We start from the raw sequence: 16,781 nt of genomic DNA, 5'->3' as shown, positions 1-16,781 counted from the left end.
ACGTCACAGTCCGTGCATTTGGGGTGGCGCATTCCAATTCGGACTTTTCCGGGGATAAACATTTGCAAATCGACGAATGAGTCCGAGAGCGTGTTGCCGACCTCTGTGACCAGTGCACGGAGGAATCTCCACGTCTCTTAGGGAAATCCACTTGACCAGAAGCCGTCGCCATCCCGGTGCGCGCTACCGCACACTCACAGCAGCCACGGCCCTTGCGGCCACCGTGTCGCTCGCCGGCCCGGCAGCCGCTGCCGACACCCAGCCCAGCGGCTTGTCACCGAGCACCGTCGCCGCCGCCGACGCCCAACGCCAGCAGGAACGGCCACCGACCGACGAGGTGGGCCAGGCCATCGCGCAGGCGAAAGCCAGCGGCAAGCCGGTCACGATCAACTCCCTGACCACGGAGTTCAGCGAGACGGTAGCCACCCCCGCGGGCCACCTCGGCCTGACCGGCCACCCCGACCAGCAACGCGTCAAGCGCGCCGGATCCTGGTCGCCACTGGACGCCACCCTCGTCGCCAATCCCGACGGGACCTTCTCGCCCAAGTCCTCGGCCACCAACCTCGTGCTCTCCACCGGGGGCGACGGTCCGCTGGCGACGATGACCAGCTCGGACGGCAAGAAGCTCGCCCTCAAGGCACCCTTCAAGCTGCCCACCCCCACAGCGAGCGGCGACAGCCTCCTCTACCCGTCCGTCGCACCCGACATCGACCTGAAGGTCACCTCCACCAAGCTCGGCGGCCTGACCACCGTGCTGGTCGTCAACACCCAAGCGGCAGCCGCGAACCCCCTGCTGAAGAACCTGCACTTCGACACCACGACCGACGGTGTCCAGGTCACCAGCGACAGCTCGGGCAACATCACTGCCACCGCATCCGACGGCAAGCCCCGCTGGATCGCCCCCACCCCCCGGATGTGGGACAGCACGACCCCCGCCGCCCCCGCCCAGGCCAAGGGCACGGCGGCGGCCGCGGCCGCCGCATCCGGCACCCCGGCCGATCCGGCCACCGACAAGGCACCGACGGCCGGGACCACCAACGGTCCCGGTGCTGCCTCCAAGACCGCGACCATGCCCGTCGCAACGGACGCCCACGGCATCAGCCTCACCCCCGACCAGGACCTCCTGGCCCACGGCACAGCCCCGTACTTCATCGACCCAGCCTGGATTCCCTGGAGCACCTCCGCCAACGCCTGGACCTGGGTCCAGTCCGCCTACCCGGGTACCTCCAACTGGGGACGCACCGGCGGCGACACCGCCCACCCCGGCGTCGGCGTCTGCGGCTACTACGCCAACGGCGGCAGCTGCTCACCGGCCGACAAACAGCGCACCTACTACCAGTTCGACACGAGCCCGCTGCACGGGGCGGTCTTCAGCTACGCCACGATCAACATGGAGGAGTACCTCTCGGCGGACTGGAACTGCTCCACTCCCTACCCCCTCGACCTCTACCTCTCCGGGGCCATCAGCAACGCCACGACCTGGAGCAACCAGCCGGGGCACGTCGGCGGCTCCCTCGGGCGCCAGACGGTGGGCGGCTCAGGGCGCAACGGTTGCTACAACAACGTCCCCTTCAGCTACACGGTGACGAGTACCCTCCAGCAGTACGGTGGTGATCACGACACCCTCACCTTCAGCCTGGAGGGTGACGAGAGCAATGCGAACGCCTTCAAGCGTTTCACCTACCAGCCTTCGCTCTACGTCGAGTACGACCGTACGCCCAACGTACCGGCCAACCCCGGGACCTCCCCGGCGCCGACCACGCTGAGCCCCTGGCAGGTCAACCAGGCCTGCAACGACTCGAGTCCCTGGTCCTGGCTGGGTGCGGGTACCCAGCAGGCCGGCGCCGTGAGCCTGAACGCCACCGTGTCGAGCCCTTCCCAGGCCCAGCTCTGGTCGTGGTCCCACATCTGGGACTACAACCTTCCCGGCGCCCCCGACGTGGCTTCCGACTTTTCGGCCCTCGTTGCCAGCGGGAGCACTGCCTCTTACACCCTGCCCCCAGGCGTGATCAAGGACGGGCACGGCTACGGCTACGGCATCATGGCCACCGACCAGCTCGCCCCCTGGTCGGCTGCCACGCCGACCTGCCACTTCGCCGTCGACCTGACCCCGCCCACCGTGGCCTTCCCCGCCACCGTCAGCGACACGAACACGCAGTTCCCGCCTTCCGGCAACGGACAGATCCCCAAGATCTACGCCGGCCACAGCGGTGCCGTCCCCATCATCACGACCGACCCGAACCCCAGCGGCCTCGCCACCTCCGGCCTGGCCTGCCTGCGCTGGGGATGGGACCCGCAACTCGCGGGCGCGCAATGGCAGTGCGGCGCAGCGATGCCCAGCGGGCAGATCCCCAACATCATCGCCAGTCACTGGGGCACCAACATCCTCTACGTCCAGGCCGCGGACAATGCCAGCAACGTCTCGCCCATCGCCCCGTACGCGTTCTACGCGCCGTGGAACCCCGACGGCCCGGCGCCGGTCTTCGGCGACGTGACCGGTGACAGCGCACCCGACATCGTCACCCCAGACGCGAGCGGCAACCTGCGCGCCTACACCGTCCCCGGAAACCCCCTTGCCCTGGCCCCCGCAACCCTCCTGGCCGCCCCGAATGCCAACGCCCCAGACGGCGCGTCGTGGGTCGATGTCAAGACCACCCACCGTGGCAGCCTGCGCGGCGGCATGAACGTCGACGACCTGATCGCGCACAAGGACGGTGACCTGTACCTGTATCTCTACCAAAACCCCGGTAACACCGGCATCCCCGGCGCCTTCGACGCAGCCGTCGAGCTTGACCGGCCGCAATGCGATACCGGTACCCCCAACTGCGCTGGCTACGCTTCCGACTGGTCAACCACTACGCAGATCGCCGCCGTGGGCGACCCCGTCACGAGCAACCTCAACACTGCGAAGCAGTTCCAGAACCGCACCGGCCTGTTCACCATCGAAACCACCGCCTCCGGCAGTGACGCCGCGCTGTGGTACTACCCGACTATCAGCAACTCCACCTTCGGAACTCCCATCAAGCTGGAAGCCACAGGCTGGAAGGATCGTGACCTCCTCTCCCCGGGCGACTGGGCGGGGCAGGGCCACCCCGGCCTCTGGGCTCGCAGCCGCGGCAGCGGCGAGGTGCGCGGCTACACCTTCAACCTCGGGACGACAGAGGTCACTGACAGTTTCGGACACGTCGTCGGTACCACCACCAACATCACTGGCATTGCCACCAACACCGTGATCGTCGAATTCGGGGTCACCTACGCACGCTGGCGCTACGTGGGCTCCGACGGTGACCTTACCGGCAGCGGCCACGCGACCTTGTGGGGCGTCACTCTCGCCGGCGATGTGCAGATCTGGACCGGTCAGCCCACCGGCACCAGTACCGACCCTGGCTACACCTGGGCCACCGGCCCCGACTCCATCAGCAGCACAGCGATCAACCCGCTGCGCTGGAAGCTCAAGGGCACCGTCAACGACACAACCAACACCAACAACCTCACCAACTACAACGCCTACAGCTGGGGCACCGACCACAACGGCACCGCCAACGGCGCAGCCGTCTTCAACGCCACCAACTACCTCCAGGGTGTGAACCCGGGTCTGGACACCACCAAGAGCTACTCGGTCGCTGCCTGGATGAAGGTCAACAAGACCACCGACTGGCAGACGGCCGTCTGCCTCGCGGGCAACCAGCGCAGTCCGTTCTACCTGCAGTACTCCATGTCCTACGGCACCTGGGCCTTCCTCGCCGCCGGCAGCGACGACGCCAACACCGGCACCTACTACGCCGCCTACGCCCCCACACCGGCCGCAACCGGCACCTGGGCCCACCTGGTGGGCACCTACAACGCCGACACCAAAGCCATGACGCTCTACGTCAACGGCACAGCAGTGGGCACCACCACCAACCAGAGCCCATGGAAGACCACCGGGCCCGTCATCATCGGAGCCTCGGCCGCCACCGGCTACCCCCTCAGCAACCAGACCAACGGGTCCATCAGCGACGTACGCCTCTACCCCTACACCCTCACCAGCCAGCAAGTGGCATCCGTCATGGCAGGCAACTGACCCCCACCGAAACACCCACTGACACCTGACCCAGGGGGGCCGGCGACATCGTCGCCGCCCCCCTGCCGTTAAAGCCCGCCCCTGGGCCACCACGCCCAATCCCAGGCCTCCGCAGGAACCGCTGTCTCACTAGGGCACAACGGTCCGCAATTGAAAGGAACAGCCACAGGTTCCCCCCGGTCTCACCGGCGGATCCGTCATGCTTGCTGAGCCAGGAGAAGAAGGCGCAGAGGACGCTTGTGGGCAGGCTCGCCGCAACCCTATCCTCCAAGCGATCTCTGAGTGTGACCGGCACCGCAGGCCTGTCTGGTCGGAGGCCGGCAGTGAACATCGAGGGAACGACCGTCCACCCAGAGTTCGAGTGCAAGGACGGACAGAACACGAAGGACTCGATCGATTGGTTCGTGGTGCTCGACGATCTGGCGCTCCAGGTCCAGGTCCTGGCCGCCAACGTCAACACCGCACCGATCGCCGTCGCCGAACACGCGTGGGCCCTCGCGCTGGCCGTGAACCGCCGCCTCACCCGCGCCGCCAACCGCTCCCGCGAGTTCGACTTCCGCCTCGACGGGCTGATGGGCCGTGACATCCACGGCATGACCGTCGGTGTGGTCGGCACCGGCAAGATCGGCGAATGCTTCGCCCGGATCGCCCACGGCTTCGGCACCACCCTGCTCGGCTGGGACATCGCCCCCAATCCGCACTGCCTGGAACTCGGCATGCAGTACGTCGAGCGCGAGGAACTGCTCTCCCGCAGCGACCTGATCAGCCTGCACGTACCGCTGCTCCCCGCCACCCACCACCTGATCGACGCCGACGCCCTCGCCGTCATGAAGGACGACGCCATCCTGGTCAACTCCAGCCGCGGCGGCCTCGTCGACACCGCCGCCCTGGTCGAGACCCTGCGCTCCGGGCGCCTGTCCGGGGTCGGCCTGGACGTCTACGAGGAGGAGACCGGCGTCTTCTTCTTCGACCGCTCGGTGGAGGGCATCGACGACGACGTCCTGGCCCGGCTGATGACCTTCCCCCAGGTCCTGGTCACCTCCCACCAGGCGTACTTCACCCGCACCGCCGTCGGCCAGATCATCGACGCCACCGCCCGCAACATCCACGACTTCGAAGCCGGCCGCACCAACGAGAACACCCTCGTCCCCAGGACGGACACCTGACCGAAGAGCCTGGCAGGGCGGCCTGCCACGAGGTCCCACCCCGGCCGGACAGCCCGCGCAGCGCCTCACCCGGGGCGGGGAGGTCCAGGACATCGCGGTCGAGGTGCCGACCGAAGAGGCCGGGTGGCCGGGTGGCCGGTTGGCCGGGCGACTCGACCCCCGGACGGGACATGCAGACCTGTACACCCGGCCGGGAACGGTGGTCGAATTGATCGATGACCGTTCGTCGCGTGGTACCCAATGTCCAGTCGGAGGCTGTGCAGGAGAGCCGGGAGTTCTACGGCCTGCTCGGATTCGAGGAGGTCATGAATCACGGCTGGATCATGACGCTGGCCTCCCCGTCCAGTCCGACGGCGCAGATCAGCTTCATGGCCGGCGACCGGACCGCACCGGTCACGCCCGACATGAGCGTCGAGGTGGACGACGTGGACGCGGCCTACGCGGCCGTCCGGGAGAGCGGCGCGGAGATCGTCCACCCCTTGCAGGACGAGGAATGGGGAGTGCGCCGCTTCTTCGTCCGGGACCCCAACGGGCTGGTGATCAACGTACTGGGCCACCGCTGACCGCACCCTCGGCAGGCCCCGGGGAGGCCGGCGCCGGCGACAACGTCCTCGTACCGGCGCCCGGGGCGGCCTGAGCCCGACGGGGACCGAAGAGCCGGCCGGAGAGGCCCGCCGGGGCCGCACCCGGTCGGGCCGGAGGCCCGGCCCGGGCGTCGTCCCGGCCCGGCGCCGTGGGCCCGGGCCGCTACGACGGGTCGGCGGGGTCGTCCGGCCGCAGCAGGCCGGCGACGGACAGTGCGCCCCAGCCGACCGACACCACGACGGCCATCGCCCGGTGCCGGCGGCGGGGCAGGGCGGTGGCGAGCAGGGCCGCGTCGCCGAAGTCGGAGGCGATCCGGATCAGGGTCGCGGTGCGCAGGCTGCGGTCGTCGGGGGCCAGCAGCATCGCGAGGCCGCAGGCCGCGTCCCGGAACGCCAGCGGCCGGACGCAGGCGGCCACCGCCGCAGGCACCTCGCCGTCCGGGCCGGTCAGTCCGGACGGCCTCGCCAGCAGAGCGGGCCGGCGCGTCACGGCGAGGCCGTAGACGGCGGTGGCGGCGCCGGTGAGTCGCAGCAGCGAACGGTTCATGGGGCCTCCCGGGCTCCGGCTGGTCGGCCGCGGACCGGCCACCGTCTGTTCGGAGCGGCTCCCCGGCGTGGATGGGAGCCGTCGGCCCCGGCCGGCACCGGCCGCCCCGACCGAGCCTCGCACCCCACCGCCGGTGCCCGCATCCGGACGGCCGGGCCCGGGGCCGGACGCGCCGGCCCGGCAGCGCCGTCTCCTGCCGAGCGGCCCGGATCGAACGCACCGGTGGAGCGGCACCGGTGCAGCGGCACGCCCGGCGTCCGGCGACCGCCCCGGCTGTCGGACCCCGACCGTACGATCGGCGCCATGAGAGCCTCAGGAACGTTCAGCGTGAAGAGCTTCGTCCCGACCGAGCTGGTGCCCTCCCCCGCCCTGCCCACCGGTGTGCCGGTGGGGGTGGCGACGATGGAGAAGCAGTTCGAGGGCGAGGTCGACGGCCGGTCGGCGACGCTGTTCACCGCCGCCTTCGACCAGGCGACCGGAGTGGGCACCTACCTGGCCATGGAGTCCTTCGAGGGCTCGCTGAACGGCCGGCACGGCGCCTTCAACTTCGCCCATTCGGCCACCACCGGCGGCACCGACCGCAGCAACGAGTTCTTCGTCCTCGTGCCCTCCAGCGGCACCGGCGAGCTGGCCGGGATCACCGGCGGCGGCGGGCTGACGGTCGACGCCGACGGCACCCACCGGATCTGGTTCGACTACGAGATCGGCTGAGCCGGCGGCGCGCGGTCCGCGGGGCGGGACGGCCCGCGCTCCACCGGCCGCCCGCCCGGTCCGTCCGCCGCTCCGTGCGCCACCCGGCACGCCGTACCGGGGGCGGGTGCGGGCCGGGTGTAAGCCACGCCTAGGCTGTATGCCGAAGCAAAACGGACGAACCGGACCCGTGCGGGCCGCGTCGAAGGAAAGCAGGACCCGCCGATGGGCGACGACGGAATGGCAGGGATGCACCACGGGGGCATGGGGGTGCTGGATCCCTTCTCGCTCTCCTCGGCGCTCACCTGGTCCCCCGACCGGGTGTTCCTGATCGCCGCGCTGACCGGCGTCGCCCTGTACGCCGCGGGCGTGGTCCGGCTGCTCCGGCGCGGGGACCGCTGGCCGGTCGGCCGCAGCGTCGGCTGGCTGGCCGGGGTCGGCGGGGTCGTCCTGGTGACCTGCACCGGCCTGAACGACTACGGCATGGTGCTGTTCAGCGCGCACATGATCCAGCACATGGTGCTCTCCATGCTGGTCCCGATCCTGCTGCTGCTCGGCGCCCCGATCACGCTCGCCCTGCGCGCCCTGCGCCCGGCCGGGAAGGGCCGCCCGCGCGGGCCGCGCGAGCTGCTGGTCGCACTGCTGCACAGCCGGTACGTCAAGGTGGTCTCGCACCCCGCCTTCACCATCCCGCTGTTCATCGCCAGCCTCTACGGCCTCTACTTCACCCCGCTGTTCGACTTCCTGATGCAGTACCGCCTCGGGCACATCGCGATGATGGCGCACTTCCTGGCGGCCGGGCTGCTCTTCTTCTGGCCGATCATGGGCGCGGACCCGGGGCCGCACCGGCCGGGCCACGTGCTGCGGATCATCGAGCTGTTCATGGGCATGCCGTTCCACGCCTTCTTCGGCGTGGCGGTGATGATGGCGAGCCACCCGCTGGTGACCACCTTCACCGCGGCCGGTGCCCCGCCCGGCACCGACCTGCTGGAGGACCAGAAGCTCGCCGGCGGGATCACCTGGGCGTTCGGTGAGATCCCGACCGCGATCGTGCTGATCGCGCTGGTCTTCCAGTGGATGAAGTCCGAGGAGCGCCAGGCCCGCCGGCGCGACCGGGCCGAGGAGCGCAACGGCGACGCCGAGCTGAACGCCTACAACGACTACCTCGCCTCGCTGGACCGGCGCGGCCGCCGGCCCGAGGCCGCCGGTGCCCAGGCGGCCTCCCCGGCCGGGCCGGTCACCCCGGCACCGGTCACCGAATGACCGGGGACGGAACGGCCGAGTAGCCGGAGCGAACCGGAGCACCGGACCGGCCGAGAGCCCCCGCCCCCGCGGCGGGGGCTCTCGCGCGTCCGGGGCCGCCCGAATATTCGCTGGGTACCGCCGCCGCGGGTGTGTAGCGTCCGGGGGATGAGCTGGCTGCCTGAAGATTTCGTCCATCCCGTCCACGCCGAGGTCCTCCCCGGACACCACCTGCGTCCGATCAGGGAGTCGGACGTCGACCTCGACTACCCCGCCGTCATGGGCTCGCGCGAGCGGCTGTGGGCGCTGTACGGCGAGGCCTGGGGGTGGCCGGCGGCCACCATGAGCTTCGAGGCCGACCGCGCGGACCTCGCCCGGCACGCGGTCGAGATCGCGGCCCACCAGTCCTTCAACTACGCGCTGTTCGACACCGCCGAGTCCGCGCTGCTGGGCTGCGTGTACATCGACCCGCCGGAGAAGCCCGGCGCCGACGGCGAGATCTGCTGGTGGGTGGTGGACGAGCTGGCCGGCGGTGAGGTGGAGGCGGCCCTGGACGCGTTCGTCCCGGCCTGGATCGCCGCCCGCTGGCCGCTGAAGAGCCCGCGGTACATCGGCCGGGACATCTCCTGGGCGGACTGGATCGCCCTGCCCGCACTCGGCTGAGCCGTCCGGACGGACAGGGCCCCCGGACGGTGGGACACCCGGCCGGCGAACTGCCCGGCGGGTTCGTCCGGCGGGTTCTCGTCCGGCTCGTCCCCCCTGCGGTCCTGACCGTTCACCTGTCCGTCCACGGTGACCCCGGCGCTCACTCGGCCGGGTGAACCCGCAGGTCGGCGCGTGCCCCTGATCAACTCGCTCCAGTTGGCGTTGGGTCCGACGTATGCGAATTCTGTTTCAGGAGCATCGATGCCCAACCCGCGTGCCAATTCGACCGCTTCCGCACGGACCGGGTCCCCAGGACTCTTCCGTCGTACCTTCCTCGGGTCCGCCGCGGCGGCGGCCGCCGTCGCCGGCGGCGTCGCCCTGACCGGCGGCCCGGCCGTGGGAGCGCCCCGCACGGCGCCCAAGGGCCGCGGCATCGACCCGGACCTGAGCCGCGACCTCGCCCGCAAGATGCTGCTGGTCGGGGAGAACGGCGAGGACCTCACGCTGCAGTACCTGCGGATCCTGATCGACGGCCGGCTCCCGGCGCGCGCCCGGCAGAAGAAGGTCCTGATCGTCGGGGCCGGCGTGGCCGGGCTGGCCGCCGCGAGCCTGCTCAAGCAGGCCGGGCACGAGGTGGTGATCATCGAGGCCAACGCCAGCCGGGTCGGCGGCCGGGTGAAGACCTTCCGCACCTTCCAGGACAAGGCGCTGTACGCGGAGGCCGGCGCGATGCGGCTGCCCGACTTCCACCCGCTGGTCCGCGCGCTGGCCGACAAGCTCGGGCTCAAGCGCCGGCTGTTCTACAACGCCGACGTCGCGCCCGGCGCCGAGCCCACCGGCACGGTGCCACCGGTGGTGTACCGCTCCTTCACCGGGGAGACCTGGTCGAACCGCCCGGACGACTTCACCTTCAAGGCGCCGAAGCTGGACGGCAAGCGGCTGATCCGGGTGAACGGGATGACCACCAGCCGGAACGCCTACGCCGACGCGCCGGACAAGCTGCACAAGACCTTCGGCGTGAACTCGGGCGGCCGGACGATGTCGGACGCCGTCACCGAGGCGCTGAAGCCCGTCACGGTGTCCCCCGAGGCCGACATCAACGAGCAGATCGACGCCTGGGCCACGATCTTCCAGAAGTACGACGACCACTCCACCCACCGCTACCTGGTGGAGGAGGCGGGCTGGGACCTGGCGCAGATCCAGGCGGCCGGCACCCTGGAGAACCTCACCTCCCGGCTGCACTACTCGCTCATCCCGACCCTCATCGACCACGCGGCGATCAAGCCCACCAACCGCTACTGGGAGCTGGAGGGCGGCACCGACCAGCTGACCGAGGCGATGGCCGCGCCGCTGCGCAACGACATCCGGATGGGCCGCCGGATGACCCGGCTCGTCCAGACCGACACCGGCGTGCGGATCGACACCACCGCGGAGAGCGGCGCCGAGGAGTCCTTCGACGGCGCGCCGGTCGCCCCCACCGAGTCCTTCGAGGGCGACTACGCGATCGTCACCATCCCGTTCAGCGCGCTGCGCTTCTGCTCGGTCGAGCCGCTGATGTCGTACCCGAAGCGCCGGGCCGTCAACGAGTTGCACTACGACTCGGCGACGAAGGTGCTGCTGGAGTTCAAGACCCGGTTCTGGGAGCAGGGGCCGAACGGCTTCACCGGCGGCGGCTGCGTCTCGGACAGCGCGAGCCGGTTCACCTACTTCCCCTCGCACTCCCCCGAGGGGTCGGCGGGCGGCGTGGTGCTGGCCTCCTACAGCTGGTCGGACGACGCGATGCGCTGGGACTCGCTCACCCCCGGCGAGCGGTACGCCTTCGCGCTCGACGACATGGAGCGGATGTTCGGCCCGGTCGTCCGGAGCGAGTTCACCGGGGTCGGCGCCACCCAGTCCTGGGCGCGGGCCCGTTACGCGCTCGGCGAGGCGGTCATCTTCACGCCCGGCCAGCTGCACGAACTGCACCCCGCCAGCCGGACGGTGGAGGGCCGGGTGCACTTCGCGGGTGAGCACACCAGCCTGAAGCCGGCCTGGATCGAGGGGGCGCTGGAGTCCGCCGTCCGCACCTTCCTGGAGGTCCACCCGCGCTGACCCGCGGCATCCTCCCGGGCGCCCGGGCCGGGGCGCCGCCCCCGCCGGGGTGGCGGCCCGGCCCGGAGCGCGGCCCGGCCCGAGGGTGCGGCCCGGGCCGCGCTCCGGCACCCGCCCACGCTTCGGCGCCGCACGCTCCGGGGCGCTCGCGTTCCCTCCCGGGAGGGAGCGGGGACCCATCGCGGGCGGGAGGTGCCCGGCCGGGCCGGCTGGAAGAGTCTCCTCTGCCGGGCAGGGCGCCCGGGACCAGCGGGAGGTTGTGTCATGACGGTTCATCAGTTCCTGTCGCCCACGGGCCGGACCGGGCTCCGGCTGGCCACCGGCGTGCTGGCGGGGGCCCTGCTGGCCGCCACCGCACCGACGGCCGGCGCGGCGACGGCGCCCGGTACGGCCCCCGGGCCGACGGCGGCGCGCGCCGACGGGGCGGCCCTGCAGCAGGCGCTGGCGGACGTCGTGGCGGCCGGCGGCTCCACCGCGGCCCTGGCCGAGGTCCGCGAAGGGGCCCGGACGACCTGGCGCGGCACGGCCGGCACCGCGGACCTGGCCACCCGCGCCCCGGTGCGCGCGGACGGCTACTTCCGGATCGGCAGCATCACCAAGACCTTCGTCGCGACCGTCGTCCTGCAACTGGCCGGCGAGGGCCGCCTACGGCTGGACGACACCGTGGAGCACCTGCTGCCGGGCACCGTCCCCGGCGGGTCCGGCATCACGCTCCGCCAACTCCTCAACCACACCAGCGGGATACCGGACTACACCGACGACCCGCAGTTCGAGCTGGAGGACGAGGCGGACATCCTGCGCTGGGTCGGCACCGGCCGCTGGGCGACGTACCGGCCCCGGCAGCTGGTCGACATCGCGACGGCGCACCCGGTGCTGTTCCCGCCGGGCTCGGGCTGGAGCTACTCCAACACCAACTACGTGCTGGCCGGGATGGTCGTCGAGCGGCTGACCGGCCGCAGCTGGGAGGAGGAGGTGCGGCGGCGGATCCTGCTCCCGCTGGGCCTCACCCGCACCTCGTTCCCGCGCAGCTCGCCCTTCGTCCCCGAGCCGCACGCGCACGGCTACTTCAGCCTGTCCACCGGCCCGGTGGACGTCACCCTGCAGAACGCGTCGGGCGGCTCGGCCGCCGGCTCGGGCATCTCCACCACCGCCGACCTGGACCGCTTCCTCGCCGCGCTGCTCGGCGGCCGGCTGCTCCGCCCGGCCGAACTCGCGGAGATGCAGCGGACGGTGGAGGTCCGCCCGGGCGTCGGCTACGGCTTGGGCCTGCAGCGGATGGACTCCCCCTGCGGGCCCCTGTTCGGCCACACCGGCAGCGTCGAGGGGTTCCAGGCGGCGCTGGTCGGCAGCCAGGACGGCGGACGGCAGATCGCCCTGTCCTACAACCCGTTCGACCGTGCCAAGGGCGCCGAGCAGCAGCGCGCGGTGCTCGGCCTGCTGGTGAAGTCCCTCTGCCCGCCGGCCCCGGCCGGGGGTGCCGCGCAGGCCGGCTGACCGCCCGTCCGGCGGCGCCGGCGGTCGGCCGGGCCTCCGGGCGCGGCTCCCGACCCGGCATCCGTCCCGGTGTCCGTCCCGTCGGCCGGATCAGGGCTCCGGCGTGATCCGCCCGAGGCGGAGCACCAGTTGCTCCACGGTGTCGGTGGGCGGCCAGGGGAAGTTCGGCAGGCCGGCCCGCAGGGTGACCTGGCCGTGCAGGGCCGTCCAGAGCGCGACGGCGTCACCGAAGGGGTCGTCGCCGGCCGACCGCCCCGCGCGGGCGCAGGCCTCCAGGCTGTCGACCAGGGTCTGGAACGCGAGCAGTCCGTGCGAGGCCCCCGGGCTCGCCCCGTCCGCGCCGTCCGCCTCGGGGCCGCCGATGCCGGCGAAGCCCTCCGGGTCGCAGGGGGTCTCCTCCTGCTTGGGCCGCGGGGAGCCGAACAGCAGGCGGTAGCGGGCGGGTTCGCGGGTGCCGAACTCGACGTAGGCGGCGCAGCCGGCGAGCAGGGCCTCGACCGGGTCCTGGTAGCCGTCGGAGGCGCTGAGGACGCTCTCGCGCAGCTGGGTGAGCGACTCGACGACGACGGCGTCGACGATGGCGTCCCGGTCGGCGAAGTGGGCGTAGATCGAGGGGGCCGCGATGCCGACCTCGCGGGCCACCGAGCGCAGGGTGACGGCCTGGTCGGAGCCACTGCGGACGATGATCGCGGTCGCCGCCCGGACGATCTCCTCGCGGAGCCGGGGCCCTTCGCCGCGCCGGTTGCGGTGCCGCGTCGGCGCCTGTTCGCCCAGGCCGGGGGCGGGTGCGGGAACCGCGGGCTGCTTGGGCATGGCGGCAACTTTACACCTGTTAGCCGAATGGAGTAGCTTTCCCTCCGCAAGCTTACGCACGTAAGGTTACAGGGGTGAGGAAAGCATGGGTTCTGCCGGCACCACCGACCCGGACCAGGGCCATCCACGACGCTGGGCCGCCCTGGCGGCCCTCTGCACCTCGCTCGTGGTGGTCACCATCGACAACACGGTGCTCAACACCGCACTGCCCGCGCTCGCCACCGCGCTCCCGGCCTCCACCGCCGACCTGCAGTGGATCAACAACGCCTACACCCTGGTGTTCGCCGCGATGCTGATCACCGCCGGCAGCCTCGGCGCGCGGATGGGCCAACGCCTCGCCCTGGCGGGCGGACTGACCGTCTTCGCGGTCGGATCCGCGGTCGCCGCGACGGCCGGCTCGCCGGGCCAGCTCATCGGCCTGCGCGCGGTGATGGGCCTGGGGGCGGCCTTCGTCATGCCGGCCACCCTGTCCACCATCGTGACGCTGTTCGGCCCCCGGGAGCGCCCCAAGGCGATCGCCCTCTGGTCCGCCACCGCGGGGCTGGGCATCGTGATCGGCCCGATCGCGGGCGGCCTGCTGCTGGAGCACTTCTCCTGGAGCAGCGTCTTCTGGATCAACGTCCCCCTGGTCGCGGTCGCCCTGGGCGCCGTCCTGGTCCTGCTCCCCCCGATGCCCGGCCGGCCGGGGGGCCGGCTGGACCTCCCCGGCCTGCTGCTCTCGGCGAGCGGGCTGGCCGCACTGGTCGACGTGATCGTCCAGGGGCCCGAACGCGGCTGGCTCTCCACCTGGTCGCTGGCCGAGGCCGGGGCCGCCGTCGTCCTGCTGGCCGCCTTCGCCGGCTGGGAGCTGCGGACCGCCGAGCCGATGGTCGACATCAGGGTCTTCGCGATCCGGACCTTCAGCCTGGCCGGGGTCCTGCTCGCGGTCACCTTCTTCGCCCTGTTCGGACTGCTCTTCGTCTTCACCCAGTACCTGCAACTGGTCCACGGTTACAGCCCGTTGAAGGCGGGTCTCGGCGCGGTGCCGTTCGCCCTGGCGATGGCGGCCACCGCGGCGACCAGCGCCCGGACGGCCGCCCGGCTGGGCACCCGCCACACCATCGCCGGCGGTCTCGCCCTGATGTCGCTCGGCCTGGCCGGGGTGTCCCTGGTGAGCACCGGCACGCCGTACCTCGTGATCGCCGCCGCGATGGCCGTGGTGGGCGCCGGGATGGGCCTGATCATGGCACCGGCCAGCGCCGCGACGGTCAGCTCGCTGCCCCGGGAGAAGGCGCCGACGGCCGGCTCGATCAACAGCGTGGTGCGCGAACTCGGCGGCGTGCTGGGCATCGCGGTCGTCGGCACGGTCGTCTCGGCCTCCTACCGGGACCACCTGGAGGCAGCCCTGCCGGGCGCGCCGGCGCCGGCCACGGACGACCTGACCTCCGCGCACCTCGTCGCCGCCCACCTGCCCGCCGAGGCGGCCGGGCGACTGCTCTCCGCCGCCGACCAGGCGTTCACCACCGCGATGCACAGCGGTACCTGGATCTGCGCGGCGATCACGCTGGCCGGGGCCGTCACCGCCCTGCTCGGCTTCGCCCGGACGGCCCCGGCCGCCCCGTCGGCGGACGACCGGCCGGACCTGGGTCAGCCCGCGGTCGTCGGGGCGGACAGGACCCCGGCCGGCGCCCGGGGCTGACCCGCCCGGGCCCGGGGCCGGGCACCGGTGCAACGCACCATTGCCCGGCACCGGGCCGGCCGGTGGGCCAGGACCGACCAGCCCGGACCGGCAGGGCATCGGCACGGGCAGGACCTCTACGCGGTCAGCGCATCGGCGCGGGCAGGGCGTCGGCGCGGTCAGCCGATGCCCTGCCGGTCCGGGGCGAGGGCGAAGGCCCGGTTCGCCGGATCGACCACGTGTTCCTCCACCGCCCGCTCCAACAGGCTTCGCTGGGACTGCAGTTGCGCTCGGCGGCCGACCGGGGTGATCCGCAGCAGATCGTCCAGCGCGGCCGTCAGCCGGCGCGTCACCTGGGGCTGACCGGCCCCGCAGATCCGGATCTCGGTGAACGCGAGGTCCACCACGCACTCCCAGTCGGGCACCGGCAGGACCAGCCGCACCACCCCGTGCCGGTCGCGGAACTGGAGGTCACCGAAGCTCTCCCGGACGAGCATGCCGAGCAGCTGGTGGATCCGGTCGACGGCCTGCACGGCGGTGGTCGGGTCGTTGACGGCCGGCGACAGCGCCCGGATCGCGATGTCCACCAGCTGCCGGAACCCGAAGGCGAGGTCCTGGTGCATCGTCCGCTCGACGCCGACGTTCAGCGCCGAGGCGATCCGCCACGGGCGGGGCGGGGAGCCGCCGGAGACCCGGACGATCGGGGTGCCCGGGGTGATGAAGTCCCCGATCCTCGGCACCATGTGGAACACCAGGTCGTGCCTGCGCGCGAGGCGGACCAGCCGGCGGATGTTGATGTCGCGCAGCGCACCCGAACGGCCGTCGTGGAGCAGCGTCAGCGCGTCCGCCGCCTCGGCCGGCGGCTCGCCGTCCGGCGGCACCAGCCGGTAGTGCCCGATGACGGCCACCGACTCCGTCGCCACCCGGTCGATCACGTGCGGCACCCTCAGCAGCCGCATCATCGACTGCACGTAGAGCACGAACAGTGCCAGGCTGAGGACGACCAGCAGCGTCGCCATCAGCCCGGAGAACACCGGCACCGAGGTGACCTGGAGCGGATCGGTCTCGTCGTCGTAGCTCAGCTGCACCAGCAGCGCGTACAGGAAGGTGGCCAGGCAGACCGAGAAGGTCGCCTTGGTCAGCCGGCTGCGGACGTAGAGCCGCAGCACCCGCGGGCTGAACTGGCTGGCGGCCATCTGGAGCGCGACCAGCGAGATCGAGAAGACCACGCCGATGAACGTGAGCATGGCCGAACTGACGCTGGACACCACGCTCTTGGCGGCGGTGTCGAAACGCATCAGCTCGCTCGCCGAGCCGCTCTCGGCGATCGTGGCGGCGACGACGGCCTCGTCCGCCCAGGCGGTCAGCCCGGCCAGCAGGACGGCGCCGGCACAGGTGAGCAGCGGGGCGAACCAGAAGGACTCGCGCAGGTGGTCGCGCAGCGGTGACAGCGGCCGGTAGCGCGGCCCGCCCCGGCGCAGCCTGAGCCGGCCGGGCCGGTGCCCGCCCGGGGCGCCTGGGCTCGGATCACGGTCGCTGGGCCTGCGGTCGCTCATCGGCCCAGGTTAGGAGCCCGGACGACGTTCGCCCGGCACGGCACGCGGACGGCACGCGGACGGCAGGGGACGGCAGGGGACGGCTCGGGACGGCTCGGGACGATGCGGGACGGCTCGGGAGGTGGCGGGAGGACGACGCGGGCGGGCGCAGGACGACGCGGGAGGGCGGGTCCCGGCTGCCGGCACCGGCACCGGCACCGGCACCGCGGCCGAGGGCGTCGCCGGACGCCGCC

General features: G+C 72.2%; 12 protein-coding genes. 9 read left to right on the top strand and 3 right to left on the bottom strand.

What is annotated here, in order from left to right; translation table 11 throughout:
* The first annotated feature begins 271 nt into the window (after positions 1 to 271).
* From IE329_RS11545 to IE329_RS11535, 3 genes are all read left to right on the top strand, one after another.
* Positions 272 to 4,063 (top strand): LamG-like jellyroll fold domain-containing protein, encoded by a 3,792-nt coding sequence (locus tag IE329_RS11545; protein ID WP_190210767.1) that lies wholly within the window; start codon positions 272 to 274, stop codon positions 4,061 to 4,063.
* Between the two features lie 323 nt (positions 4,064 to 4,386).
* Entirely contained in the window at positions 4,387 to 5,229 is an 843-nt protein-coding gene (locus IE329_RS11540) for an NAD(P)-dependent oxidoreductase (RefSeq protein ID WP_229927361.1), read from the top strand.
* 215 nt (positions 5,230 to 5,444) lie between these two features.
* Entirely contained in the window at positions 5,445 to 5,792 is a 348-nt protein-coding gene (locus IE329_RS11535; RefSeq protein ID WP_190210766.1) for a VOC family protein, read from the top strand.
* A 184-nt stretch (positions 5,793 to 5,976) separates the two neighbouring features.
* On the opposite strand, the gene IE329_RS11530 is transcribed toward IE329_RS11535, so the two are convergent.
* Positions 5,977 to 6,360, bottom strand: coding sequence for a hypothetical protein (locus IE329_RS11530; protein ID WP_190210765.1), 384 nt, complete (start codon positions 6,358 to 6,360; stop codon positions 5,977 to 5,979).
* 303 nt (positions 6,361 to 6,663) lie between these two features.
* Between IE329_RS11530 and IE329_RS11525 the strand changes: the two genes are divergently transcribed.
* From IE329_RS11525 to IE329_RS11505, 5 genes are all read left to right on the top strand, one after another.
* On the top strand, positions 6,664 to 7,071 hold the full coding sequence (locus IE329_RS11525; RefSeq protein ID WP_190210764.1) for a DUF3224 domain-containing protein: 408 nt from the start codon (positions 6,664 to 6,666) through the stop codon (positions 7,069 to 7,071).
* A 228-nt stretch (positions 7,072 to 7,299) separates the two neighbouring features.
* The gene (locus IE329_RS11520) at positions 7,300 to 8,313 is read left to right on the top strand and encodes a cytochrome c oxidase assembly protein (protein WP_190210808.1); all 1,014 of its coding nucleotides are present in this window, start codon (positions 7,300 to 7,302) and stop codon (positions 8,311 to 8,313) included.
* A 147-nt stretch (positions 8,314 to 8,460) separates the two neighbouring features.
* Positions 8,461 to 8,955, top strand: coding sequence for a GNAT family N-acetyltransferase (locus tag IE329_RS11515; protein WP_190210763.1), 495 nt, complete (start codon positions 8,461 to 8,463; stop codon positions 8,953 to 8,955).
* 243 nt (positions 8,956 to 9,198) lie between these two features.
* A complete protein-coding gene (locus tag IE329_RS11510; protein WP_190210762.1) occupies positions 9,199 to 11,028 on the top strand; it encodes a flavin monoamine oxidase family protein in 1,830 nt (609 codons plus the stop codon).
* Positions 11,029 to 11,292: 264 nt separating this feature from the next.
* Complete coding sequence (locus IE329_RS11505; RefSeq protein WP_190210761.1) at positions 11,293 to 12,522, top strand: serine hydrolase domain-containing protein; 1,230 nt, start codon at positions 11,293 to 11,295, stop codon at positions 12,520 to 12,522.
* A gap of 90 nt (positions 12,523 to 12,612) precedes the next feature.
* On the opposite strand, the gene IE329_RS11500 is transcribed toward IE329_RS11505, so the two are convergent.
* Positions 12,613 to 13,335, bottom strand: coding sequence for a TetR/AcrR family transcriptional regulator (locus tag IE329_RS11500; protein WP_190210760.1), 723 nt, complete (start codon positions 13,333 to 13,335; stop codon positions 12,613 to 12,615).
* An 85-nt stretch (positions 13,336 to 13,420) separates the two neighbouring features.
* On the opposite strand from IE329_RS11500, the gene IE329_RS11495 reads away from it, so the two are divergent.
* The gene (locus IE329_RS11495; RefSeq protein ID WP_190210759.1) at positions 13,421 to 15,013 is read left to right on the top strand and encodes an MFS transporter; all 1,593 of its coding nucleotides are present in this window, start codon (positions 13,421 to 13,423) and stop codon (positions 15,011 to 15,013) included.
* Between the two features lie 158 nt (positions 15,014 to 15,171).
* Here IE329_RS11495 and IE329_RS11490 read toward each other — a convergent pair whose 3' ends face one another.
* Positions 15,172 to 16,548 (bottom strand): DUF2254 domain-containing protein, encoded by a 1,377-nt coding sequence (locus IE329_RS11490; protein WP_190210758.1) that lies wholly within the window; start codon positions 16,546 to 16,548, stop codon positions 15,172 to 15,174.
* Between the last annotated feature and the right edge of the window lie 233 nt (positions 16,549 to 16,781).

This window comes from Kitasatospora indigofera (genome assembly GCF_014655955.1).
GTDB lineage: Bacteria > Actinomycetota > Actinomycetes > Streptomycetales > Streptomycetaceae > Kitasatospora > Kitasatospora indigofera.
The sequence above is the reverse complement of the archived record's forward strand: the minus strand, read 5'-3'. Positions and strand labels throughout refer to the sequence as shown.